The following is a 22,041-nucleotide window of genomic DNA, read 5'->3' on the forward strand; positions in this document are numbered from 1 at the left end:
TAACCCTTGCAGAGGTTATTCATCGCGTGAAGAGTGATCCGAAAAATAGTAAAACTGATTACTGAGAAGATATCAGCCTACTATTACGATTTTATCGTTAAACTGATCAGGGTATTTTTCAGTTTTCTTTTTATCCGTAATTATCATATCGACACTTTCAAGCCCACATACATGCGACAGAGCTCTATAGCCAATTTTAGATGAATCTGCCAGAACAACTTTTTTCCTTGCCGCGTTTAAAATTGCTTTCTTAGTCGGTATTTCTATGGCGTTTACGTTAGTAATACCTGCCTCCGCGTGCACCCCTTCCGCACCCATAAATGCCCAGTCAGCAAAGACTTCGCCAAATTTACGCGTTGTATCAGGACCGACTAGCGTGTAGGAACTGCCCACAATGGAGCCCCCGGTGACAATAAGGTTTATGGCAGGATACTGGCAAAGTAACATGGCTATATTCAGATCATTAGTAATGACAGTGAGATCTTTTTTTAATGCGAGAGCAACAGCCAGTTCATAAACAGTAGAACCATTATCCAGTATCACTGAGTCGCCATCAGCGACAAGTGAAGCCGCATATTTACCAATCGCAATCTTCTGCTCATGATGCCGGGATTTACGAATATTATAGGGGGTATCTTGCCCTTCAGTAGAAAGAACCGGCAATACACCACCGTGAGTCCGGATGATTTTTCCTGCTTTTTCCAGCGCGATGAGATCCCTTCTTACTGTGGAGCTATCAACATTGAATTGCTCAGCGAGTTGATTCGCGTTGAGGTAACCTGTTGAAACAAGCATTGAAAGAATCGTTTCCCGCCTTGTTTTCGTCAGCATTTCCTTCCCCCTACACATTTAATTGCAGTCGATTTTATCATGAAACCTGGGAAAAACCCCGCCAACTTCATAAGAATCATTAGCTTATTTATCTATGTGTTAAAAATGCAACCGGCGTCACATGAATTATATCGTGCATTGACATGCACGATATCGTGCATGTAAGTTGTCTGTGTCATTCATATTAAATCTGAGGTGGTTATGTCTAATCCGTATGAAATCGATATAGCAATGCAGCCAGAATCAATTATGGCGCAGCTTAACAACCCGCTTCCAGAGCGTCTTTTCACACTGAAGTTGGAAGAGTACGACCGTATCGTGTTGACCGGCATGGGGTCATCTGATTATGCGATGATTCCTGTTGAGCGTGCACTGGTAGCGCAAGGCTACCCGGTATGGCGCGTCGATGCGGGTCGTTTACTCGATATGCCTGAGCTGATCACTGAGAATACTCTCCTGTGGGCCACCTCCCAGTCAGGCATGAGCGGTGAAATTGTAGCACTCCTCAATCAGGGACACCGTCCTAAGACCATTATTGGCTTAACGAACGATGAGAACAGCGTTCTGGGTAAAAGTGCCCATATTCTGATCACGCTGAAAAGTGGTGATGAAGCGACGGTCAGCTCCAAGAGTTATCTGAACACGTTGATCGCCTGTTACCGCACTCTGGCAGTATTGCTGGGCGAACCGGAAGAAAATGTACTGGTATCTGTCACTCACACATTGAACAACATCAAAGAGCTGGTTCAGCAGAAAGACATTGTAAACCCGTATGCAGATAGATTATTTACTTCCGCGCGCCCACGTATTGCTTATATTGCCACTGGCGCCTTTGGTTCCAGCGCGCTCACCGGTTCCCTGATCACCAAAGAAGCATCAAAAGTCAGCTCTGAAGGGTTCATTGGCGGTGAATTCCGTCACGGTCCTATGGAGACCTCTGGTGATGGAATGCTGGCGGTATTGCTGGGCAAACCTGGTGACAAAACACTGGAAAAACTGGCTGTTGAGCTGCAGGCGAATGGCACCGATGTTGTGACTATCGGTGTCAAAGCTTACGCTAACTCAGCACTTCTTCCCGTGCCTGCAGAGGATGAGCTCAGCCAGCTTCTCTGCGGATTTATCTATATCGAGCATCTGACCGTTGCCCTCGCACGTAATAACGGTTTCGTCGCCGGTCAGTTCCTTTATGGCCAGAAGATTACGGTGGCAGTATGACGAATTTGGTCAAAGCAGGGATAGACATTGGCGGTACAGGCACTCGGATTATCATTCAGGGTGAAGATGGAACCCTGAATTCGAAATCTATTGCCACAGCTGAGTTCGCTGCTATCGAAAAGTCAATGCGTTCAGACGCATTAGCGGCACATGTTCTCTCGCTGATCCCGGAGGGGATGAAATTAGAGAGCGTGGGGATTGGAGCCAGTGGTCCGGTTGATACTAACCTCGGGATAATTCGTAATAAAGATACCCTTGAGTGCTTCTCATTTTTTCCGGTGGTTAGTGAATTAAGCCAAAAGCTCAATGTAAAAGTCGGGATCGACAACGACGCTGTAGCAGCAGTTCTCGGTGAATATTACTTTGGCGCGGGAAAAAATACTAAACGCCTACTGATGGTAACGTTGGGTACGGGCGTAGGCGTGGCGCTTCTTGAAAATGGTAAACCCTTCAGAACACGCGACGGTCAGCATCCGGAAGCAGGGCATATTCCGATTTCTGGAGATCCTGTGACATGCTATTGCGGTCTGAAAGGATGCTGGGAATCTCTGGCCTCCAGAACATGGTTACAGCAGAATCTGGAAGCGTTATTACCCAACACACCCTTTGAAAAGCATAACGTTAATTTCTACAAGACAGTTGCGCTGGAAAGAGAAGATGTCGCCAACGTATTTCATCGTTACGGAAACCACCTTGGACGTGGACTTGTAACGCTGCTTACTCTTTACGGTCCTGATTTAACAATTTTGAGTGGTAGTGCTGCACACTATTACCCTCTATTTAAGTCGGGCATGGAAGAAGCGCTCAAGCGTTCGGATGGATATGCGATCAATACGTTGATTGTCCCTTCTGAGTTAGGAGATGTCGCTGGTGCCCTTGGTGCGGTCGCCATTCCAGAGTTAACGTAAAGTTATATTTCGCGAGATAACATCATGGTAAATATCGGCATCGCACAATGACATATAAACGTAAGATATTCTGGAATATGTAAGCATATTAACCAGCCATGTCGGTAATTATTTCATCGGTTGGGGGGGCTGGCATTTGGCTATGATGCTGGAGTTTTTGGTGGGGAAATTGTTTACATCGAAAAGGAAATCCAGATAAATGCACTATGTGCAAGGCATTATCGAATGGGTAATGCCTCCGCTTTATTGCTAGTGATGAATGACCTGACTGTGACCAAAAACCTTGTCGTATAACTCAGGTGATTTTGAAACGACGGTCAGGCTGTATCCGGGTAGAGTCTTTTTACATAATTAAGAATGCCGCGCTGCAATATCCGCAGCCATTGACATAACGTTTGCCGGTGGTTGCTGTTTCTGTATCTGTTCTGCCATGCAACGCATGTAAGGATCCATATGGCTGAATATCAACTTGTAGCCGGCGCACAAATGGTTATGCCAGCGGGCGCCATGTTTATGGATGCGATGTTTTGGACAGCCACCATGGCAGGCAAAGCGCCAATCACACTGCATGCATTCCTTGGTGAGTTCCGTTTTTGCCATACCAAACTTTTTCTGTTGCTTACTGCCAGCCATTTTCGCCAGGCTATCGCGTCGCAGATTTCCCAGTCGATGTTCAGGGTAAACATAATGGTCGCAGCTGTAGACATCGCCGTTTTGCTCCACGACCAGACCAAAACCGCATGAAGACTGCATGACACACAAGGACGGTTTTTCGCCAAGCCATGCTGCCAGCGCACTGTCAAACATCTGCACATACACTCGTCCCACATCCTTACGAACCCAAACATCAAATACGCCTTTCATGAATTGTCCCCATTGCTCTCCTGACACCGACCACTCCGTTACTGAGCCTGCAAGCGCCTGAGGGTAAAGTAATTCACCATACTTTTCGTTAGCGGGACGCTGCTCAACCGCCGGGATAAATTGAATAAATTCTGCCTTCAGTTCCCGGGTTAGATATTCGTAAATCTCCTGCGGATGTTCAGCGGTAATATTGTTGACGACGGCCAGAACATTCACCTCAACATGATGTTTTTTCAGCAAATCCATAGCTTGCAGCACCTTGTCGAAAACAGACTGCTGGTTGCGGGTTTTCCGGTAGCGGTCATGCAGCCAGGCAGGACCATCGATGGAAATACCCACCAGAAAGCGGTTTTGCCCCAGGAATTCTGCCCATGACTCGTTAATCAATACGCCGTTGGTCTGGATGCTGTTACTGATCCGCTTATGACCAGCATATTTCTTCTGCAGTTGCAGCGCTTTTTCATAGAACGCAATGCCGGCAAGTGTTGGCTCGCCTCCTTGCCAGGTGAATTCCACTTCCGGGCCAGGGTTCGCCTCAATGTACTGCCGGACATAGCTTTCAAGGGTTGCATCGTCCATGTGACGGGCGGCTTTGCGGGGTTTCAGTGTGCCCTGTTCCTTTTCCAGATAAAAGCAGTAATCGCAGGCAATATTACACTGATAGCTGACGGGTTTAGCCATCAGATGGAAGGGTTTGTTCATGGTCACTCCTGAATAAATCACACATGAAGTTTAGTGATATAGCTCACTTTTTTTGGTCATTTATTTTGACTTTGATCGAAAAGGATCGAAACATAGTTTTCATTGATGTCAATATAACATGAAATATAAACTTCATAGTACCAATATCAGGGGTCTTTATGAGCAAACTATTTGCCGGAGCACAAAACCTGGGTAAATCGTTTATGTTGCCGATTGCCGTCCTGCCTGCTGCAGGCCTGCTTCTGGGATTTGGCGGCGTTTTCACCAATCCGGTTACCATATCAACGTATCCAGCCCTCAATAGTGAGGTCATTCAGGCGGTTTTTACCGTCATGAAGCTATGTGGCAGCGTGGTTTTCGATAACCTCTCTCTGCTTTTTGCTGTAGGTATCGCTGTCGGTATGGCCCGCAGCGACAAAGGAACTGCCGGTCTTGCATCGGTGCTTTGCTTTATCGTCATGAATAAGGCCATTAACGCTTCGCTGGTGCTATCCGGAACACTGGCTACGGACAACCTGACCGCTGTGGGCCAGGCGAGCGTGATGGGGATCACCACGCTGCAAACCGGGGTCATGGGCGGGATAATGAGTGGTCTTCTGGCCTTCTGGGTTCAGAAGCGGTTCGGGAAGACCGAACTACCCAGTTTGTTGGCTTTTTTCAGCGGGTCCCGCTTTGTGCCTATCGTCAGTGCCTTCTTCGCTATTTTCCTCGGTGTGGCTCTGTTCTGGGTCTGGCCCCCTATCCAGACAGGTATTACTCATCTGGGGGGGCTAGTGGAGAAGACGGGCTATGTCGGCACTCTGTTCTACGGCATGATCCTCAAATGCCTCATTCCTCTTGGTCTTCATCACCTGTTCTATCTGCCTTTCTGGCTGACCAGTGTGGGTGGTGAGCAGATGGTGAACGGACATCTGGTGCAGGGAACGCAGAAAATCTTCTTTGCTCAGTTGGCCGATCCCTCTGTAACCCAGTACTACATCGGTGTGTCCCGTTTCATGGCAGGACGCTTCGCCGATTTCATGTTTGGCCTGCCTGGGGCGGCATTGGCTATCTACCATTCCGCTCGTCCGGAAAACAAGAAAAAAGTGGCCAGTCTAATGTTATCTGCTGCGTTGACTGCGTTTGTCACCGGAATCACTGAGCCGCTGGAATTTGCGTTTATGTTCTGCGCGCCACTGTTGTATGGCGTGCATGTTGTGCTGACCGGGGTGGCGTTTATGTTTACACACATCCTGCAAATCACCGTCGGACAGACATTTTCAGGAGGGCTTATCGACTTCCTGCTTTTTGGCGTCCTGCAGGGCAATGCCAAAACCAACTGGTTGCTGATGCTTCCGCTCGGTGCCGTGATGTTCTGTCTGTATTACTTCTCGTTCCGATTCCTTATCAAATGGCGTCAGCTTAAAACGCCAGGCCGTGAAGTCGATGTAGAGGATGAAACGCCAGTCGCAACCGCCACCGGTAATGAACGTGCGGCCGGGATCGTGCAGGCACTGGGTGGCAAGGACAATATTGTTGATGTGGACTGCTGCGCCACTCGCCTTCGCATCACGGTCAAAAATCCGCAATACGTCGTGTTGGACGCCTTTAAACAGCTTGGTAGTCGTGGCGCATTTGTCCGTGGCGAAGGCGTTCAGGTGGTTTACGGGCCGCATGTCACCCTGATTAAAAACGAAGTCGAAGAATTTATCGGTTCATAAAGAAGAGACGTCTGATGAAAGCTGTAATGCTGATGTTTGATACGCTGACGCGTAACCACCTCGCCCCTTATGGGGGCGATGCCATCACCCCCAATTTTACCCGGCTGGCCCGAGAGTCCGCGCAGTTTGATAACTTCTATGTGGGCAGCATGCCGTGCATGCCTGCACGGCGCGAACTGCATACCGGGCGTTATAACTTTTTGCACCGCAGTTGGGGGCCAATGGAGCCGTTCGATTTCTCCACCTTCCAGGCTCTAAAGCAAGCCGGTGTTCACACTCATATGGTGACTGACCATAAACACTATTGGCGTGATGGTGGGGCGACCTACCATACCCGTTACTCCACCTTTGAGTTTATTCGGGGCCAGGAAGGTGATTGCTGGAAAGGCCAGGTTGAGAAACCAGCTATCAACTGGCAGGGCATGGAAGACGCAGAAACCCTGCGCCGTCGCAGTGGTCGTATGACCCAGGATCTGATCAACCGTGCAGCCATGCCAACCCAGGAAGAGCATTTCACTCACCGTACCATCGGTGCTGGTTTGGAGTTTCTGGACACTAACCAGCATCAGGATAACTGGTTCCTGCAGATCGAATGCTTTGATCCCCATGAACCTTTCTTTGTCCCGGAGAAATACCTCGCACAGTATGGTTGTACCTCTGATGAATTTGACGGTTGGGTGCCCTATTACTGCGGCGCGCCGGGAGGGAAGGATGATGATAAAGTCCGGAAATTCTACCAGGCTCTCATTACCATGTGTGATGACTACCTCGGGCAGGTGATGGACAAACTGAAGGCCCTGAATTTGTGGGAGGACACGCTGTTTATCGTCTGTACCGACCACGGTTTTCTGCTCGGTGAACATCAGTGGTGGGGCAAGAACATCATGCCGGTGTACAACGAAATCGCCAACACCCCGTTCTTTATCCGCGATCCACGCTGTAAAGCAGAAGGTGTACGCCGCAGCGCGCTGGCGCAGACCGTTGATATTCCGGCAACACTGTTGGACTATTTCGATGTTCCACGCCCGCCGTCAATGACAGGTAAACCACTACGCCCAGCAGTGGAAAATGACACCCCAATAAGGGACTATGCGATGTTTGGCTACTTCGGCGGCCACATCAATATCACCGACGGTGACTACGTGTACATGCGTTGTCCGCGGGAGGAAGGGAAGGGGAGCTTATACGAATACACCCTGATGCCGACTCGTATCGACAGCATGTTCAACGTCAGCGAGCTCAGGAACATTAGCATTCATCCCGGGTTTGATTTCACCCAGGGAGCGCAGGTGATGCAAATTCCGGCGACCTTTGGGTACATGGAACCGTGGCGTTTCGGGGATAAACTCTTCGATCTCAACTCTGACCCGCAGCAACTGCGCCCCCTGCGAGACAGTGAACGTGTTCTTCATTATGCCCGGGCGATGACCGGACAGATGCAGCGACATGATGCGCCGCCTGAACTCTACACCCGCTTTGAACTGGACGCGCTGACGCCTGAACGCGAGCAGGCCTTTACTGAGCGCTGGGCCAAACAGACCGTGTGGACAGGGAAAGAGTATCGGTGTGAGCACCATGGTGTGGAAGAGGCGTTACGCTTTGTCCTCAGTGCCGCAACAAAAGAGGGGGTGTCCCAGGAAGATGTCCTGAAGCATTTCCCGGCAGAACATTTGCTGGTTGAAATGGATATTTTCACCCTGATCGATGCCTGCTTTACTGGGGACCGACATAAGGCTCTGGTTTATCAGAGCCGGCTGCTGCTAAGGACGGAATAATCATGGACGTCTGGTTGCTTGAGAATGACCGCTATCAGGTGGTGGTCGCCGCTACCGGCGGAGAGTTATCAGGACTTCGGGATAAACTCACTGGTCGTCAGTGGTTGTGGCAACCGCAGGTAGATGTCTGGAATAATTCGGCCACACAGCTGTTTCCTGTGGTCGGCGCTCTTGTCCATGAGGGTATCCGGGTGGACGGGCAGTTCCTGTCGTTACCAGCACATGGTTTTTTGCGACGACAGCCGTTTAGCTGCATTGAGAAGGGCGTGAACCATCTGCTGCTGGAGGCCCGGGCTACACCTGAAACCCTCAGTGCGTGGCCATGGTGCTGGCGGGTTCAGTTGCAACTCACGCTGCATTCGGACGGGCTCAGTGTGTCACAGCATGTTTTTAATGATGACCATCGCCCTTTCTGGTATTCCATCGGTTGGCATCCGGGATTTGCAGTGCCTGTGGTCAGCAAACCGGGCTGGCATGTTGAGTTTGGCGAGAAGGAAGTCAGAGGGCCGTATCCAACACGTAATAGAACGCTGGTCACGGAAGGGCAGATGCAAACGACCACTTCCTTTCCGCTGACAGAAGCTTCGTTTCGCGCAGGCGCCGTTTACTTCGGCGGCAGTCAGCAACGGCAAATCAGGATCTGTTCTCCCGAAGGCAAAACCATCATAGCGCTTGAAACGACCGAGCATGACTGGTTTGCGCTTTGGGGCGTTCCCGGCGTTGATCTGCTCTGTATTGAACCTCTTGCCGGTACGACCGATGCCCCGGATTTTGAGGGGGATATAGAGAAAAAGCGCGGAATTCGGCGGCTTAACTCCGGCCAGAGTCAGGTATACGCGGTGAGACTGCGTTTTACGGTGGACGCATGCGCAGGGGATTGACAGAATACCCGTTATTTTTCATGCAAAAAGGTCAGGTGAAGCGATGAGTGTGAATCGCGAAAATGTACGGGTGTATATCAGTAATGTACTGGGTGGACTCAGTGAAACTGACCAGCATATTGCCCGGTTTATTCTGGAACAACCCGCGACCGTGGCGCAGATGCCTGTGCGCAAGCTGGCCGAAGCCATGTCGGTTAGCGAAGCAACTATCGTACGCTTTTGCAAAAAAATCGGCTATACCGGACTTCTGGAGTTGAAAGCAGCCCTCAAACGCGAGTTGTTGGATGAGCGCGAGCAACTCTTGCCGTCATCCCCGGATATCTTTCTGGACGATACCCGCAATGATGTGGCGCAGAAGATTGCCATGACGGTGGAAACCACCATGAAAGAGACCATTGGTCTGCTGGATATGAAAGTGGTCAATCCTGTGGTGGAGCGATTTCTTGCAGCAAACCGCGTCCTGTTCGTGGGGTTCGGAGCCTCCGGTCTGTCGGCGATGGAAGCGCGCGATAAAATGAACCGTCAGGGCATCGATTCGGAAGCGTATACCGATCGCTTCACTATGACGCTGAAGCTCGCCAATCTGAAGCCCGAAGATCTGGTTGTTGCATTTTCTCACTCCGGGGAAACGCCGGAAGTGGTCAATGCTTTCCGACTGGCCAAAAAAGCGGGGGCGCAGTGCCTGGCCATTACCCACAGTCCGCAGTCACCGCTGACAGAGTTGGCAGACACCTGGTTGCTGACCTGCGGTAGTGCCGGGCCGTATCAGGGGGACTCAATAGCCACCCGTATTTCACAGCTGTTCATGATTGAGTTTTTGTGCACGGAAGTTACCCGCCACAACCTGCGTGACAGCGCATCGACTGGACTGTCGATAAAAGAACTGCTGATAAAAGAAAGGATCAAACGTGAGTCAACAGGATAATACCGCCGCTCCACGGCCTCGGGGCAAATGGTGGCTGGCTGGCAAAACACCTGATTATCGTTTTACTCTCGCCAACGAGCGAACGTTTCTCGCCTGGATACGTACCGCACTGGCGTTCATGGCTGGAGCTGTCGGAATTGAGCAGTTTTCTCCCCAACTGTCCTCTGCTGGGCTGCGTATCGGCATCTCAACAATGCTCCTGCTGGCCGCATCCAGCATGGGTTTTATGGCCTGGCTGCGTTGGCGACGTAATGAATATGCCATGCGCCTTGAAGGGAAGTTGCCCTATACCCGGGCACTGGCAGTTGTCGCGATCCTGATGATTGTGCTAGCGATATTGCTGGTAATATTACTCTGGCAGGGACAACCATAATGCCAGGAGACCCGGGATTACAATCAGAACGTACACACCTTTCCTGGAGAAGAACAGGATGGTCGATGCTTGTGCCGGCTCTTCTGTGTCTGCGTGGATGGAGCCACTACGGTGATCTTCTCTATGCTGTCGCGGGGGGGGGGTTGCTGAGCGGGGCTGTTGCGCTATTTTGTGGCCTGGGCCGTGGTCGGCACTATCTGATATCTCTGAATGTGGTGATTAGCGGAATCGTACTTTTATTCATGACAGTGTTTGACGGTTAGTGTCGATCACTTTGAGTGTCAGACATTGGGGCGGTTGACGATACTGAAGATAGGGAACAGCCGATATAGCACAGCCGTTATTTTCCGACAACACAGCAGTCTTTGACTGTTTCTTAGCTCCATGTGCAACTTCAACATAATTTTTGTATCGATATGATTGATATATAAACGCAAAATAAAATAAATATTTTATTGAGATATTGGAGAAATTGCCACGCGTAAGAATGTGGTTGCAAAGAAAAACGCATGGAATTTAATTAATGCACATTTTAAAAAATGTAAGCGAGATACTTTCGACTTTGCAGGACGTTGTCGATTTTATATGACAACAGAGAATAAGATATCGCAATTAAGGGCTTGGAAACAATACAGAGTACTACTGAGCGGGGTTGATGCTGGCGAAGCGCCGGAAATTATATGGCCGGATAAAAATATAACATCTGCATAAAGGGTAACCAGAATTTACTCAGCTACCCTTTATGCCACTGTAGTTATAACATGCTGTTATGACTAATAAATCGTGTCGTCTTAGTCGTGACAAGCGTACAATTATCTGGAATATCACAGTTAACGAATGACATCGCTCCAATTTTTACATTATTTCCTATTTTGTGATTCAGGCCAACAATGCATGTGTTTGCACCAATGTCGACATTGTTTCCAATGTGCAGTGTGAATGATTTTCCATCGCTATCTTTTTGGCCAATTGTTGTGTTTTGGCGTATGACTAAGTTTTCACCTATATCTACCAAATGATGAATTACAATTCCATGATGGTGCGGAATTTTTAAGCCTTTGCCAATATTTGCGCCCAGTGAAATTTCACAACCAAATTTCTCCATCAGATGAGTATTGATTTGCTTGGCCGCTTTTTTTTGTAATTTACCACCGTTCAAATACATCTCATTTGCAAGACGCCACCAAAAAATAAAATTTCGGCCCCGGTGTTTTTTCTCTCTTAAAAGACGGTGCAATGAAAACTTCTCTCTTCTGATAACTTCAGCTTTCCAGTAACTCAGCAGGTTGTGTGTATTACCAAAAAGAATAAAAATTAGCGCTAAAACGTACTTAAACATGACCAGTCCTGAACAGTCATCTTCTGTATTACATTATGTTTTCGCATCATCCAGATGCGCCTTCGCAACATATGATTACATAAAACTACCCAAGATAATTGATAAATATCATGATGACTCAAAAATTCACCGCTGTTGTGGCAGACAATTACCGTCCTGTGCAAGCCGGTGATTGTGGTTGCACATGTTGCAGAAGGAACCGCAGACGAGCTCGAAGAGGCACAGAAACAGACTATTTCTAATATCACGCCGCCCACGCCCGCACGAGTCGCTATTTTACTGATACCGCAAAAGAGCGGTATCACCAGTGCACAAACATTAACTGCAGTTGCACGTTAGTGACCACTGAAACCGTTGAGCGTTTTATCGGATCGCCGGGGGAGGTAGTACCCGCGCCGCCGCATCCGACATCATCTGGTCAGCAACAAATTCACTGGATGTGACAAACGAAAAAGCCCCGCATGAGCGAGGCTTTAGATATTCATGTGGTCAATGTGTGGACATGCCCTGAGATTGATTATTTTATTTCATTGAGATATTGAAAAAAATACGCCTGCGTAAGGGAGATTACGCAGGCTAAGGAGGTGGTTCCTGGTACAGCTAGCATTTATGGGTTATGTTTTTCAGCGGATGGATAATACCCTCAATAAACGAAGCGGTATGTGATCGGTTTCTAAAAATCATTCCATCATGAAAAAATAACATGAATTAATTACTTAGCATGCGGGTTACGCGTGGATTCACCGGCAAAATTACGCATTAACAAGGCATAGTTAAGGTCGATATCCTGCGGGATTGGCATCCAGACCGTGTAACCGTCACCCGGTGCAACTGGCATTGCTTCGCCTTTGGCATTTTCCATCTGTTCAAGGGTAAAGTTCACATTGCCTTGCGGCGTCATCAGTTCGAGGCTGTCGCCGACGGTGAATTTATTCTTCACGATTACCGCTGCCAGTTCACCTTTACGCTCGCCGGTAAACTCACCGACAAATTGCTGACGCTCTGAAACGGAGAACCCATACTCGTAATTCTGGTAATCGTCATGCGTGTGACGACGCAGGAAACCTTCGGTGTAACCGCGGTGCGCCAGACCTTCCAGCGTTTCCAGCAGTTGCGGGTCAAACGGCCGACCCGCTGCGGCATCATCAATGGCTTTACGGTACACCTGCGCGGTGCGTGCGCAGTAGTAGTAAGACTTGGTACGACCTTCGATTTTCAGCGAATGTACGCCCATCTGTGTCAGGCGTTCAACGTGGGCGATGGCGCGCAGATCCTTCGAGTTCATGATGTAGGTGCCGTGTTCGTCTTCGAACGCGGTCATGTACTCGCCCGGACGCTGGGCTTCTTCGATCATGAACACTTTGTCAGTGGGCGCGCCAATACCCAGCGTTGGTTCAACGTTCTGGACAGGGATCGGTTCGTATTTGTGGACGATATTACCGACCGCATCTTCTTTCCCTTCCTGCACGTTGTATTCCCAACGGCAGGCGTTGGTGCAGGTTCCCTGGTTCGGGTCGCGCTTGTTGATGTAACCAGAAAGCAGGCAACGGCCGGAGTAGGCCATGCACAGCGCGCCATGAACGAAGATTTCAATCTCCATTTCGGGCACCTGGTTGCGGATCTCTTCAATCTCTTCCAGCGACAGCTCGCGGGAGAGGATCACGCGGGTCAGTCCCATTTGCTGCCAGAATTTTACCGTCGCCCAGTTGACGGCGTTCGCCTGAACCGACAGGTGAATGGCCATTTCCGGGAAGTGTTCACGAACCAGCATGATGAGCCCAGGATCGGACATGATCAGGGCATCCGGACCCATTTCCACCACCGGCTTCAGGTCGCGGATAAAGGTTTTCAGTTTCGCGTTATGGGGGGCGATGTTAACAACCACGTAGAATTTTTTGCCAAGCGCATGGGCTTCATTGATGCCGAGCTGCAAATTTTCGTGGTTGAATTCATTGTTGCGCACGCGCAGTGAATAACGCGGTTGCCCCGCATAAACAGCATCTGCGCCATAAGCGAAAGCGTAACGCATATTTTTCAGCGTTCCCGCCGGGGAAAGGAGTTCCGGTTTAAACATAGTTTTCTCGTTCTGATGACAGGTCAGATCCGTCCCAACGGGTGGGACGGTTAGGGGAGTGCCCCCACTTTAAGGGCGGGCATTGTAGCGCTAGCGGGCCTGTGAGTAAACGGCTACACCATTGGGTTGACCTGACCGGGTAATTCCGAGGCCGGGATACGCACGGTATGCCAAGTATAACGCATGCGTTTCCAGCGCGTATCGAAATGCAGCTTGTAAAGACAATCTCTGACCAGCTCATTGTCGGGGTACAGCGTATCGGCAAAGTGGGTCCAGCGAGCGCTTTGTTTTATATTAAACAACACCTTATCCTGCTTGTTACCGTGTAATCGCGCGAGCGTCACCATCGCCTGAAGTGTGCCTTTTTGTGCCTCTTCCTGGATAACCGCTAAATGAGAATGCGCCAGGGTCAGATCGGTAACTTCAAAAATGTTGAGCAGGAACAAACCCCAGGCCTGTTCGTGACCCAGTTGATGCGCCTGTAAGAGATAATCGAGGAGATTTTTTTCGTAGCCTGGCCATTTTGCAGGATCGCTTTCTTCAACGCACAGTCGCTGATTGCAGATAGCGAGACTGAAATAAATATCGCGTAAATCCGCTTCGTACCCGCTATAGCCGCCATTGGCGATCAGAGGCCAGGGCGTGTTGTCGCGCTGGGCGATATGGTCACGCAGAATCTGTGCGGCATGCTGATAATAGTTCAGCGCGGTGGCGGTTTGATAAGGCACAAGGGTGCCATTGTCCCGATTGTTATATTCATCCGCCAGCCAGTGTAGCGCGCCGGGAATATTACGCTCTGCGCCAACCTCCGCCAACGGTACGCAATACTCAGAACGGTTGAGCCAGCCGAAAGAGCGAATGGTCCATTTCCAGGTCGCGCTGTGTTGTATGGCTGAAACGCGGTCCAGCCAGGCATTGCCCCGTTCGGTATTTTTCTCAAAGCCAAACAGTCCCGCGAGCTGGAAATAACCGCGATAAATCACCGCAGCCCAGCCTTCAGCGTTCTGTGAATTCTGACAAATAAAATTATAGATCCAGTGGCTGTCGGGGAAATCACGTAGCGCAAACTTGATGGCCTGATAAGTGAAGTAATTGTCTAACTTCTTGTTCTCCATGACCGCCCGTTGAATGCAGTCCCAGAGCGCCTCTTCATCGCCTACATCGTCATAGCAGTTAAGCAGCCACCCCAGCGCATTGTGGCGATCTTCCTGATTCCGGGCATGGCTGGCAACGGCTTGCGCTTTCGCGATGGTTTTGGTTCTGATCTCAGGCTCGTCAATCTCTTTGACGCTCAGGTCACGATACTCATCCCACCAGATCAGTAGCTCCAGGTGTTCGCGTTCGCTATCAGAGAGATGAGCACAGGTCCCGGACGCCAGAAACGCATTAATCTCTTGATGGGTGCCGTTCCAGCGCGGCATGCGAAACGGAAGATACTCGCCCAATGCAGAGTATGCCGTTGGGAAAATCCTCAGACATACGGTGAGCCAGTAATTGAGGCTGAAGTCATCATCGGTGGTCAGCAGCACAGACGGTCGCGGCAGGGAAGGGCAAACGGCGTTGTCCAGCGACAAACCGGAATGGGCCATCAGTGCGTCGATTTCCTGCGGCGAACGCTGATGGTAATCGGCAAGTTTCGGCACGCCTGCGGTGCCGACGGTCTCGTTACCTTTAAGAAAATCCGCCATCCAGTCGGGAAAACCAAATACCTGCGCGTTGGTGTTGGCGAGTGAAGCGGCCATCCACTGGCGCGGATCGCAGTCGATGGAGTTGATGGCGGCAATCATCATCTGTTCATTACAGGCGCTGGCGCAAATCCACATGGCGTGCGACGTGTCGCGCGCCCAGCCGTAGCTACGGTACAACCATGCGCGATGGTTCCAGTATTGCGTTTCAGCAAGCCAGGCGTGTGTGGAGCGCGGACGCGCGTTTTGCCAGGCTTTAATAAGCGCCAGGCCTTCTGATCCGGCTTCAACGAGCGGCTCCAGATCATAGAGGGGGTTACACATCTGCGTCCAGGCGAGGAAATAGCGTTTTTCCGCTTCCCGGCTGGTGAAGCTTTCCGTCAGCGCATGGTTAAACAACTCGTCCAGCTCGTCATAGCGCTTAAGGCGCAGGAAACTGGCGATATCGGCGATGAACCACTCCCGTTGCCCGCTGTTTTCCGCCATTTTGTGGTTACACATTGTCGCGGTAGCATTGAGTACGCGATCGTTCAATTCCATATGTTCGTCTCTCAATTGAGTTCAAAAATTTTAAAGTCATTCCACGGCAATTCTCGCCAGTGGCTGAGTGGATCTTCCAGATACTGCATGACTTCCTGGAGATCGCGCCCGGTGATTGTCGTCGGGGTGTGGTGTAGCTCCAGCCATATCTGCCGTGCGCGAACGTAAGCGGTAGCGTAATCTTCCCAACTGTGAAAGCAGTCCTGAGCACGCTGGGCGTTGAGGAGTAAAACCAGCCATGCTTGCTCGTCGCGACACCAGCCTAATCCGGCGATGCAGCGCGTTAAAAAGGCGGTACGCGCGCAGTCGAAAGCCAGCGCGTCACGCACCTGTCCCTGGGCGGCTAACTGCTCATAAAACCCGCGTGGTGTCTGACCGACGCCAGCAGGCCAGCGCTGCAAAATATCAGCAACCTGCTGGCGTAATGTGTCTTCACGAAGATCTTCCGCCAGCCCCAGCTCTTTTTTCACCTGTTGCGCCAGCTGTTGACGTTTACGCTCATCAATGGGCAACGCCAGTGTGACGTTTTCCGTTTTCAACCCGTTGCGCAAAATGAGAATATCCGCCAGCGCCAACGCCCATTTGCGTCGACGGGTGTCGCGGCGTCGTTCTGCCAGCCGCTCTTGTTCTTGCTCCTGCGCGGTGGGTGTTTTTCTTCGCGCCGCTTTTTTGCATTTCCAGATAATAAATATGATGGCGACCAGCAGTGAAAGGAGTAGATGCAACGTCATTTCCTCTCGTCAGCGGTTAAATAGCGGGTGGTTTGCAGCGTGATGCTTTCAATTTCAAACGGTTCGCAGCCGGTGTTTTTTCCGGCAACGGTGGGATGCCACAGTTGTTGTGGGTACAACATTTCGGCCGCCGTTGCGACCGTGGGGTCGATCGTCTGTAGCTGGTGCAGTTCGCCTGGCGAGCTGTGTAGCAGCAACCATTGTAACGCGACGGGCGGGTCTGTGACGTGTCGCAGCAGATGGAAATTGTTGTGCAACACGCTGAGCAGAAAACTTTCATCGTGGATATCGGTAATGAATTTCCAGCCCTCGTGCTCCGGCGTTTTTTCGTAAACAATACCCATACCTTCGCAGTCGGCATGGCGTACCGGTTGTGCCGCGATGTGGCGCAGTAAATGCAAAACATCAGCGGTGTATTTTTTCACCGGATGGCGGTTTTGTTTGCCTTTGATCTGCTCGATTTCCAGCCCTTCAGGTTTTACCCGCATGCTAATGGTGACGTGAGGAATATTATTTTCGTCGCGCAGGCTGAACAGGCGCATTGCCCCCTGTTCAATTTGTTTGGCGTAGTAGTCACCGTAGCCGCCTGCAAGCGAGTTGTTATCCTGAAATTGCCCCACGCAGTGCTGCATGTGCCAGGATTCATAGGCCATTTCGCAGCGTAGCGCCGGGTGCATGGCATCAAATTCAACCAGCGTCCCGCTGGTCACGCTGAGCACTTTTTTCAGCACTTCCTGGGTAGCGGGATGCCAGCCTTGTTGACGGCGGCGCTGCATTTTTTTATGTTCCGCTTCGCGCATCACCAGTGCGGTAAAGCAGTTGATACGCTGCAGTTTTCCCGCCAGCCGGGTGTCATTTTGACGGCTGAGAAACTCCACCAAATTGCGCTCCGTGGCGTGCAATTCCGGATGCTGCGGGTCGAGATAGTAGAACGTTGCGCCGCCGGTGAGTTTTGGCGGCAACCATTCGGGCATGTCAGTCTGTGCACCGAACCAGGTGGCATAATCAAGCGCGTTTCGAATTGGGGAAACGAGAGGAAAACTGCCGATAGCCCAGCGATAAAAGTGGTTGGTCAACCAGCGGCGAATGTCTTCGCTGTCGCCGCGCTGTTCACTGCGCGACGTAATGGTTGCCATGACATCGGTGGAATTGATGACATTGCGGGGCTGGTATGTCTTAACGTTATCTTCACTCATGGCTTTCCCTGCCGGGTTGGTAAACGTCAGTCAACGCGCAGATAGCGCCCGTCGGCGCTGACGTTAGCACCAAAACCGCATTGGGTGGGATCATCTGTTTTCACGTCAATAGCGTCGGGCGAGACGGTTAACGAGATGTCACAATGGATATAATCGCCTTCTCTGAGCGCGATGACGCCGGCATTGTCTTTTAGCGTGACCTTCTCGGAGAACTCGCCCATATTGGGACCGTAATATATCGCCATCATGCCTAAATAGTAGCCCTGAAAATCTACCTGGTAGTCGGATTTATTTTCCAGCGGTTTTATGATAAGCGTTTCCCACGTGCCCAACCCCACGTAATTCCAGTATTCGCCCGCCGCAGAAGAGGGGGCGGGCAACGCCGCCAGTTTATCTTTGATCAGTCCCAGATTATAGGCAGACTTGCGATCGTCAGGTTTGATCATCAGCCAGGCGCGGGCTTTACGCCACTCAGCCTGGCGCATCCAGGTGAGCGCAACGTTGTTGTACGCCGTGGCGATGGCCTTGTCGTCAAGTCGACAACTTTCGCTCCAGGTCACTTGTTTTTCAAACGCTTCACGCGCGTCGGCGTAGTTTTTCGCTTTGTAGAGTTGCTCACCCTGACGGGCATAGTCAGGGATTTTTGCGCAGTCGGCGACAAATTGTTGCTCAGAGATTTCTGCGTGAGCGACACCTGAGATCAGCAGAAGCAGTAACGCGCTATTTCTTATATCCATGACAATCCCTTGGTCCTTTTGAATGACGTTAAACAATCCGACAGGCATCGGCTTCCCAGCGATATCCAACACCATAGACAGCGCGAATAAATGACTGTTCGGTGTCCAGTGATTCCAGCTTACGGCGCAAATTTTTGATGTGGCTGTCGATGGTGCGATCGGTCACCACACGATAATCATCGTAGAGGTGATTGAGCAGTTGCTCGCGAGAAAAGACCTTGCCCGGCTCGTGCGAAAGGGTTTTCAGTAAGCGGAATTCGGCAGGCGTCAAATCAAGCATCTTACCGCACCAGGAGGCCTGAAAACGGCCTTCATCGACAATCAGTGGGCTGTCGGCGTCCAGCTGTTGCAACTCTTTGTGGGGGCGGCAACGGCGAAGAATGGTTTTGACGCGGGCGACCACTTCACGCGGGCTGTACGGTTTGCAGATGTAATCATCGGCGCCAATTTCCAGCCCCAGCAGCCGGTCGATCTCTTCAATTTTGGCCGTCACCATGACGATAGGAATTTCAGAAAAACGGCGGATTTCCCGACACAGGGTTAAACCGTCAGTGCCGGGTAACATGAGATCCAGCAGGATCAAGTCGGGCGGTGTTTGATGCACGTAAGGCAGTACCTGATCGCCGTGACCGATCAGGGTCGGTGCATAACTCGCGGCGCGCAGATAGTCGATAAGCAGTTGTCCCAGTTTGGGTTCATCTTCCACAATCAAAATCCGTGGCGTGTTTTCATCAATGGGTAACTCAGTCATACATCTCTCTGTAAATCGCGTTCCAGCGGTAACTCTACTGTAATGCTAACCCCGCCAAAAGGCGAATGGGCTGCGCGGATGTGGCCATTATGTGCCTGCACAATGTTGACGCAAATCGCCAGTCCCAGCCCGGAACCGCCACTGGCGCGGTTGCGGGAGCCTTCTGTTCGGTAAAAACGTTCAAACAGTTTTTGCAGCTGTTCGTCGCTAACGCCGGGCGCGGAATCAGCGAAGGTCAACAGCAACGACTTGTCGCGTTGTTCAGCGGAAATATGCAGACCGCCACCGCTATCGGTGTAACGCAGACTGTTTTCCAGCAGATTATTGAACAACTGCATCAGACGATCCCGGTCGCCAAATACGCAGGCACTGTCTGGCAAAGACAGCTGTAACGTCAGTCCCCGGCTGGCGAAACGCTCGCGAAACGCACCACCGGCGACTTCCAGAAGAGGAATAAGATCGACCGAGGTTTTCTGGTACGCCAGCGCCCCCTCATCAGACATCGACAGCTGATGCAGGTCGTTTACCAGCTTGGTCAGTGTGCCGACTTCGGCCTGTAGCGAGGCCACTGACTCCGGCGTGAATTGCCGCACGCCATCCTGAATCGCCTCCAGCTCACCGCGCAGAACGGCTAACGGCGTGCGCAGTTCGTGAGAGATGTCAGCCATAAAATCGCGGCGCATTTGCTGATTTTTTTCCAGCGTACTGGCGAGCTGGTTAAAGTCCTGCGCCAGTTTGCCCAGTTCATCTGTGCTGGTGGCGGCCACGCGGGTGGTGAAATCACCGGCAGCCAGCTTGTGCGTACCTTCCACCAGGCGTTTTACGGGCGCCAGCAGTCCACGCGCCAGTGAAAACGTCGCCAGCGCTGCCAGCAGGGTGGATAGCGCCACAATCAGCCAACTGGTTCGACGCTGCTGTTTATCAAAATTAATGTCGGTATTGCGCGTCAAGCGTTCGACAGGGGAGGCGATGACCGCGCCGACTTCCATGCCATTCACGAGGATTGCCCGCCGCGTACCGTCGTGTGGAACGGGGGCTCGGGGGCCGACCAGCACTCTGGCATTTTGGTCGACGACCCAAAACTGGGTGCGCCAGCCGTGCGGGGGCATACCCGGGCCGGGTTTGTCATCGTCGTTATCATGTTCTAAAGAGCGCAGGATCTGGAACACAAAACGATCGTTATTGCGTAAAAAACGCCAGTTGCCATGTAACTGGTACTGCTCGCCCAGCGCGTCGCTCAGCAGTTGCAAGCGCTGCTCGTTGCCCTGTTTGATGTAGTCAATAAATCCGCGCTCGAAGCTAATGCGTACGGCCCAGTGCATGGTGATGAGCAAAACAATGCAGGTGGCGAAAATAGCCAGAAACAGTTTACCGGTGATACCGGGTCGCCAGAATTTCATTACAGGCTCCTTTTTCGCCGCGAAATGACCGTGTTTTTATGTGTGTCGTTAGGGACCCGGGAAAAAATGATCGCCGGAAGTGCAATGATGAACGCCATACAAAGCCAGCTGTACATAAAGACGGTTTGCGTTGCGCCTGCCTCAGCGGTGAGGTGTTGTTGACCAAACATCCCCAGCAATAATCCGGCAACGGTCACGCCAATACTCATCGACAACTGCATGATCATCGACAGCAAACTGTTGCCGCTGCTGGCTAAGTCGTCCGGAAGATCCTTCAACGTCAAGGTGTTCATCGAGGAGAAACGGGTTGAGTTAACCATCCCTAGCATGAACAGTACAAAAGGCAGGATGTAATACCAGCCCAGCAGCGCTGTGGCCATAAGCAGCAGACTGACCAGCGCCAGGCCGAGGGTGGTGGCGACCAATACGCGGCGATAGCCAAACCGGTTGACCACCTGCACCACTACCCGTTTCATCCCCATACTGCCGAGCACCATCGGGATCATCATTAACCCGGCATGGAAGGGCGAGAAGCCCAGGCCAATCTGTAAAAATACCGGGGTCATAAAGGGGAGCATGCCACTGCCGATACGTCCGGCGAAACTGCCAAGCAGACCGAGCGAAAAGGTGTGAGTGCGGAACAAGTCCAGACTAAACAGAGCGCGCGCATTGTTCTTCGCATGCCGGAGATACAGCAGGATTGCCACGACGCCGCTGGCGATGAGTACCGCCAGCGCGGCGTGAGAGATCCCCGATCCTTTACCGCCATCAAGCGCCAACGTGAGGACCGCCATGCCGACGGCCAGCAGAAGAAATCCAGAGAGATCAAAACGCCGCGTTTGCATCGTGTAGTTTGGCATCAGCAGCAATGTGGCGATGGCCCCGACGATCCCAACGGGAATGTTGATCAGGAAAATCCAGTGCCAGGAGGCGTACTCCACCAGAATGCCCCCTAATGCCGGGCCGAGCAGCGGACCAATCTGACCCGGTAACGTCACGAATGTCATTGCAGCCATATACTGTTCGCGTGGGACGATTTTCATCACCGTTAGCCTGCCGACCGGCACCATCATTGCGCCGCCGACGCCCTGTAGCACGCGCGCCATCACCAGCTCATTGAGCGTGTTGGAACCCGCGCAAAACAACGATCCCAGCGTGAACAGGATGATGGCGGAAAAGAAAATGTTACGCACGCCGATTTTGTCCGCCAGCCACCCGCTGGCGGGGAGCATCACGGCCACGGTCAGCACATACGACACGATAACCATGTGCATATGCAGCGGGCTTTCCCCAAGGCTTTTCGCCATCGAGGGAAGTGCAGTGTTAACAATCGTGGTATCCAGCGACTGCATAAAGAAGCCGAATGCCACAATCCAAAGTTGCCAGCGGGTGCTGTCGGGAAGTTCTGTCATTT

20 protein-coding genes and 1 pseudogene are annotated in these 22,041 nt (G+C 51.4%); 10 read left to right on the forward strand and 11 right to left on the reverse strand.

Features of this window, described 5'->3' with window-relative positions:
* Positions 1 to 72: 72 nt before the first annotated feature.
* Positions 73 to 831 (reverse strand): DeoR/GlpR family DNA-binding transcription regulator, encoded by a 759-nt coding sequence (locus P2W74_RS08205; protein WP_203360692.1) that lies wholly within the window; start codon positions 829 to 831, stop codon positions 73 to 75.
* A 201-nt stretch (positions 832 to 1,032) separates the two neighbouring features.
* On the opposite strand from P2W74_RS08205, the gene P2W74_RS08210 reads away from it, so the two are divergent.
* Positions 1,033 to 2,046: an SIS domain-containing protein gene (locus P2W74_RS08210; RefSeq protein WP_276294646.1), complete on the forward strand. Its 1,014-nt coding sequence runs from the start codon at positions 1,033 to 1,035 to the stop codon at positions 2,044 to 2,046.
* Positions 2,043 to 2,954, forward strand: a complete 912-nt coding sequence (locus P2W74_RS08215) for an ROK family protein (protein WP_276294647.1) — start codon at positions 2,043 to 2,045, stop codon at positions 2,952 to 2,954. The genes P2W74_RS08210 and P2W74_RS08215 overlap by 4 nt, the downstream gene beginning before the upstream one ends.
* A 351-nt stretch (positions 2,955 to 3,305) precedes the next feature.
* Here P2W74_RS08215 and P2W74_RS08220 read toward each other — a convergent pair whose 3' ends face one another.
* Entirely contained in the window at positions 3,306 to 4,520 is a 1,215-nt protein-coding gene (locus tag P2W74_RS08220; protein WP_276294648.1) for an anaerobic sulfatase maturase, read from the reverse strand.
* A gap of 158 nt (positions 4,521 to 4,678) precedes the next feature.
* Here P2W74_RS08220 and P2W74_RS08225 point away from each other — a divergent pair, with 158 nt between their 5' ends.
* The 7 genes from P2W74_RS08225 (at position 4,679) to P2W74_RS23475 (ending at position 10,885) form a co-directional block, all read left to right on the forward strand.
* Positions 4,679 to 6,220, forward strand: a complete 1,542-nt coding sequence (locus tag P2W74_RS08225; RefSeq protein WP_276294649.1) for a PTS transporter subunit EIIC — start codon at positions 4,679 to 4,681, stop codon at positions 6,218 to 6,220.
* Between the two features lie 14 nt (positions 6,221 to 6,234).
* Positions 6,235 to 7,995 (forward strand): sulfatase, encoded by a 1,761-nt coding sequence (locus P2W74_RS08230; protein WP_276294650.1) that lies wholly within the window; start codon positions 6,235 to 6,237, stop codon positions 7,993 to 7,995.
* Positions 7,996 to 7,997: 2 nt separating this feature from the next.
* Entirely contained in the window at positions 7,998 to 8,876 is an 879-nt protein-coding gene (locus P2W74_RS08235; RefSeq protein ID WP_276294651.1) for an aldose epimerase family protein, read from the forward strand.
* A 43-nt stretch (positions 8,877 to 8,919) separates the two neighbouring features.
* A complete protein-coding gene (locus P2W74_RS08240) occupies positions 8,920 to 9,801 on the forward strand; it encodes a MurR/RpiR family transcriptional regulator (RefSeq protein WP_276294652.1) in 882 nt (293 codons plus the stop codon).
* On the forward strand, positions 9,785 to 10,174 hold the full coding sequence (locus tag P2W74_RS08245) for a YidH family protein (protein WP_276294653.1): 390 nt from the start codon (positions 9,785 to 9,787) through the stop codon (positions 10,172 to 10,174). The genes P2W74_RS08240 and P2W74_RS08245 overlap by 17 nt, the downstream gene beginning before the upstream one ends.
* A 65-nt stretch (positions 10,175 to 10,239) precedes the next feature.
* Positions 10,240 to 10,437, forward strand: coding sequence for a hypothetical protein (locus tag P2W74_RS23470; RefSeq protein WP_412767218.1), 198 nt, complete (start codon positions 10,240 to 10,242; stop codon positions 10,435 to 10,437).
* Between the two features lie 322 nt (positions 10,438 to 10,759).
* Positions 10,760 to 10,885 (forward strand): tail fiber assembly protein, encoded by a 126-nt coding sequence (locus tag P2W74_RS23475; RefSeq protein ID WP_407649518.1) that lies wholly within the window; start codon positions 10,760 to 10,762, stop codon positions 10,883 to 10,885.
* Between the two features lie 43 nt (positions 10,886 to 10,928).
* Here the strand turns inward: P2W74_RS23475 and P2W74_RS08250 are convergent, their stop codons facing one another.
* Positions 10,929 to 11,513 (reverse strand): serine acetyltransferase, encoded by a 585-nt coding sequence (locus P2W74_RS08250; protein ID WP_276294654.1) that lies wholly within the window; start codon positions 11,511 to 11,513, stop codon positions 10,929 to 10,931.
* A gap of 245 nt (positions 11,514 to 11,758) precedes the next feature.
* On the opposite strand from P2W74_RS08250, the pseudogene P2W74_RS08255 reads away from it, so the two are divergent.
* Positions 11,759 to 11,956, forward strand: a pseudogene (locus P2W74_RS08255) (ogr/Delta-like zinc finger family protein); the annotation flags it as partial.
* A gap of 269 nt (positions 11,957 to 12,225) precedes the next feature.
* Here P2W74_RS08255 and trhP read toward each other — a convergent pair.
* From trhP to mdtD, 8 genes are all read right to left on the reverse strand, one after another.
* Positions 12,226 to 13,587, reverse strand: a complete 1,362-nt coding sequence (gene trhP / locus P2W74_RS08260; RefSeq protein WP_203360695.1) for a prephenate-dependent tRNA uridine(34) hydroxylase TrhP — start codon at positions 13,585 to 13,587, stop codon at positions 12,226 to 12,228.
* Positions 13,588 to 13,700: 113 nt separating this feature from the next.
* Positions 13,701 to 15,812, reverse strand: coding sequence for a DUF4034 domain-containing protein (locus P2W74_RS08265; protein ID WP_276294655.1), 2,112 nt, complete (start codon positions 15,810 to 15,812; stop codon positions 13,701 to 13,703).
* A gap of 11 nt (positions 15,813 to 15,823) precedes the next feature.
* Positions 15,824 to 16,543 carry a DUF1266 domain-containing protein gene (locus tag P2W74_RS08270; protein ID WP_412767219.1) on the reverse strand — a complete coding sequence of 240 codons (720 nt, stop codon included), beginning with the start codon at positions 16,541 to 16,543 and terminating at the stop codon, positions 15,824 to 15,826.
* On the reverse strand, positions 16,540 to 17,739 hold the full coding sequence (locus tag P2W74_RS08275; protein ID WP_276294656.1) for a PcfJ domain-containing protein: 1,200 nt from the start codon (positions 17,737 to 17,739) through the stop codon (positions 16,540 to 16,542). The genes P2W74_RS08270 and P2W74_RS08275 overlap by 4 nt, the downstream gene beginning before the upstream one ends.
* Positions 17,740 to 17,765: 26 nt before the next feature.
* Positions 17,766 to 18,476 (reverse strand): tetratricopeptide repeat protein, encoded by a 711-nt coding sequence (locus tag P2W74_RS08280; protein ID WP_276294657.1) that lies wholly within the window; start codon positions 18,474 to 18,476, stop codon positions 17,766 to 17,768.
* 28 nt (positions 18,477 to 18,504) lie between these two features.
* Complete coding sequence (gene baeR, locus P2W74_RS08285) at positions 18,505 to 19,227, reverse strand: envelope stress response regulator BaeR (RefSeq protein ID WP_276294658.1); 723 nt, start codon at positions 19,225 to 19,227, stop codon at positions 18,505 to 18,507.
* Positions 19,224 to 20,627 carry an envelope stress sensor histidine kinase BaeS gene (baeS, locus tag P2W74_RS08290; protein WP_276294659.1) on the reverse strand — a complete coding sequence of 468 codons (1,404 nt, stop codon included), beginning with the start codon at positions 20,625 to 20,627 and terminating at the stop codon, positions 19,224 to 19,226. The genes baeR and baeS overlap by 4 nt, the downstream gene beginning before the upstream one ends.
* Positions 20,627 to 22,039 (reverse strand): MFS transporter, encoded by a 1,413-nt coding sequence (gene mdtD / locus P2W74_RS08295; protein ID WP_276294660.1) that lies wholly within the window; start codon positions 22,037 to 22,039, stop codon positions 20,627 to 20,629. Before mdtD ends, baeS begins: the two co-directional genes overlap by 1 nt.
* Between the last annotated feature and the right edge of the window lie 2 nt (positions 22,040 to 22,041).

Origin of the sequence: Citrobacter enshiensis, from assembly GCF_029338175.1 — a bacterium.
Taxonomy (GTDB): Bacteria; Pseudomonadota; Gammaproteobacteria; order Enterobacterales; family Enterobacteriaceae; genus Citrobacter_D; species Citrobacter_D enshiensis.

Bases quoted from the DNA above. Each gene is read 5' to 3' on its own strand.
- P2W74_RS08205 (WP_203360692.1), bottom strand. From the start codon at position 831: ATGCTGACGAAAACAAGGCGGGAAACGATTCTTTCAATGCTTGTTTCA.
- P2W74_RS08270 (WP_412767219.1), bottom strand. From the start codon at position 16,543: ATGACGTTGCATCTACTCCTTTCACTGCTGGTCGCCATCATATTTATT.
- P2W74_RS08220 (WP_276294648.1), bottom strand. From the start codon at position 4,520: ATGAACAAACCCTTCCATCTGATGGCTAAACCCGTCAGCTATCAGTGT.
- trhP (WP_203360695.1), bottom strand. From the start codon at position 13,587: ATGTTTAAACCGGAACTCCTTTCCCCGGCGGGAACGCTGAAAAATATG.
- P2W74_RS08210 (WP_276294646.1), top strand. From the start codon at position 1,033: ATGTCTAATCCGTATGAAATCGATATAGCAATGCAGCCAGAATCAATT.
- baeS (WP_276294659.1), bottom strand. From the start codon at position 20,627: ATGAAATTCTGGCGACCCGGTATCACCGGTAAACTGTTTCTGGCTATT.
- P2W74_RS08215 (WP_276294647.1), top strand. From the start codon at position 2,043: ATGACGAATTTGGTCAAAGCAGGGATAGACATTGGCGGTACAGGCACT.
- P2W74_RS08240 (WP_276294652.1), top strand. From the start codon at position 8,920: ATGAGTGTGAATCGCGAAAATGTACGGGTGTATATCAGTAATGTACTG.
- baeR (WP_276294658.1), bottom strand. From the start codon at position 19,227: ATGACTGAGTTACCCATTGATGAAAACACGCCACGGATTTTGATTGTG.
- P2W74_RS08230 (WP_276294650.1), top strand. From the start codon at position 6,235: ATGAAAGCTGTAATGCTGATGTTTGATACGCTGACGCGTAACCACCTC.
- P2W74_RS08250 (WP_276294654.1), bottom strand. From the start codon at position 11,513: ATGTTTAAGTACGTTTTAGCGCTAATTTTTATTCTTTTTGGTAATACA.
- P2W74_RS23470 (WP_412767218.1), top strand. From the start codon at position 10,240: ATGCTTGTGCCGGCTCTTCTGTGTCTGCGTGGATGGAGCCACTACGGT.
- mdtD (WP_276294660.1), bottom strand. From the start codon at position 22,039: ATGACAGAACTTCCCGACAGCACCCGCTGGCAACTTTGGATTGTGGCA.
- P2W74_RS08275 (WP_276294656.1), bottom strand. From the start codon at position 17,739: ATGAGTGAAGATAACGTTAAGACATACCAGCCCCGCAATGTCATCAAT.
- P2W74_RS08235 (WP_276294651.1), top strand. From the start codon at position 7,998: ATGGACGTCTGGTTGCTTGAGAATGACCGCTATCAGGTGGTGGTCGCC.
- P2W74_RS08280 (WP_276294657.1), bottom strand. From the start codon at position 18,476: ATGGATATAAGAAATAGCGCGTTACTGCTTCTGCTGATCTCAGGTGTC.
- P2W74_RS08265 (WP_276294655.1), bottom strand. From the start codon at position 15,812: ATGGAATTGAACGATCGCGTACTCAATGCTACCGCGACAATGTGTAAC.
- P2W74_RS23475 (WP_407649518.1), top strand. From the start codon at position 10,760: ATGACAACAGAGAATAAGATATCGCAATTAAGGGCTTGGAAACAATAC.
- P2W74_RS08225 (WP_276294649.1), top strand. From the start codon at position 4,679: ATGAGCAAACTATTTGCCGGAGCACAAAACCTGGGTAAATCGTTTATG.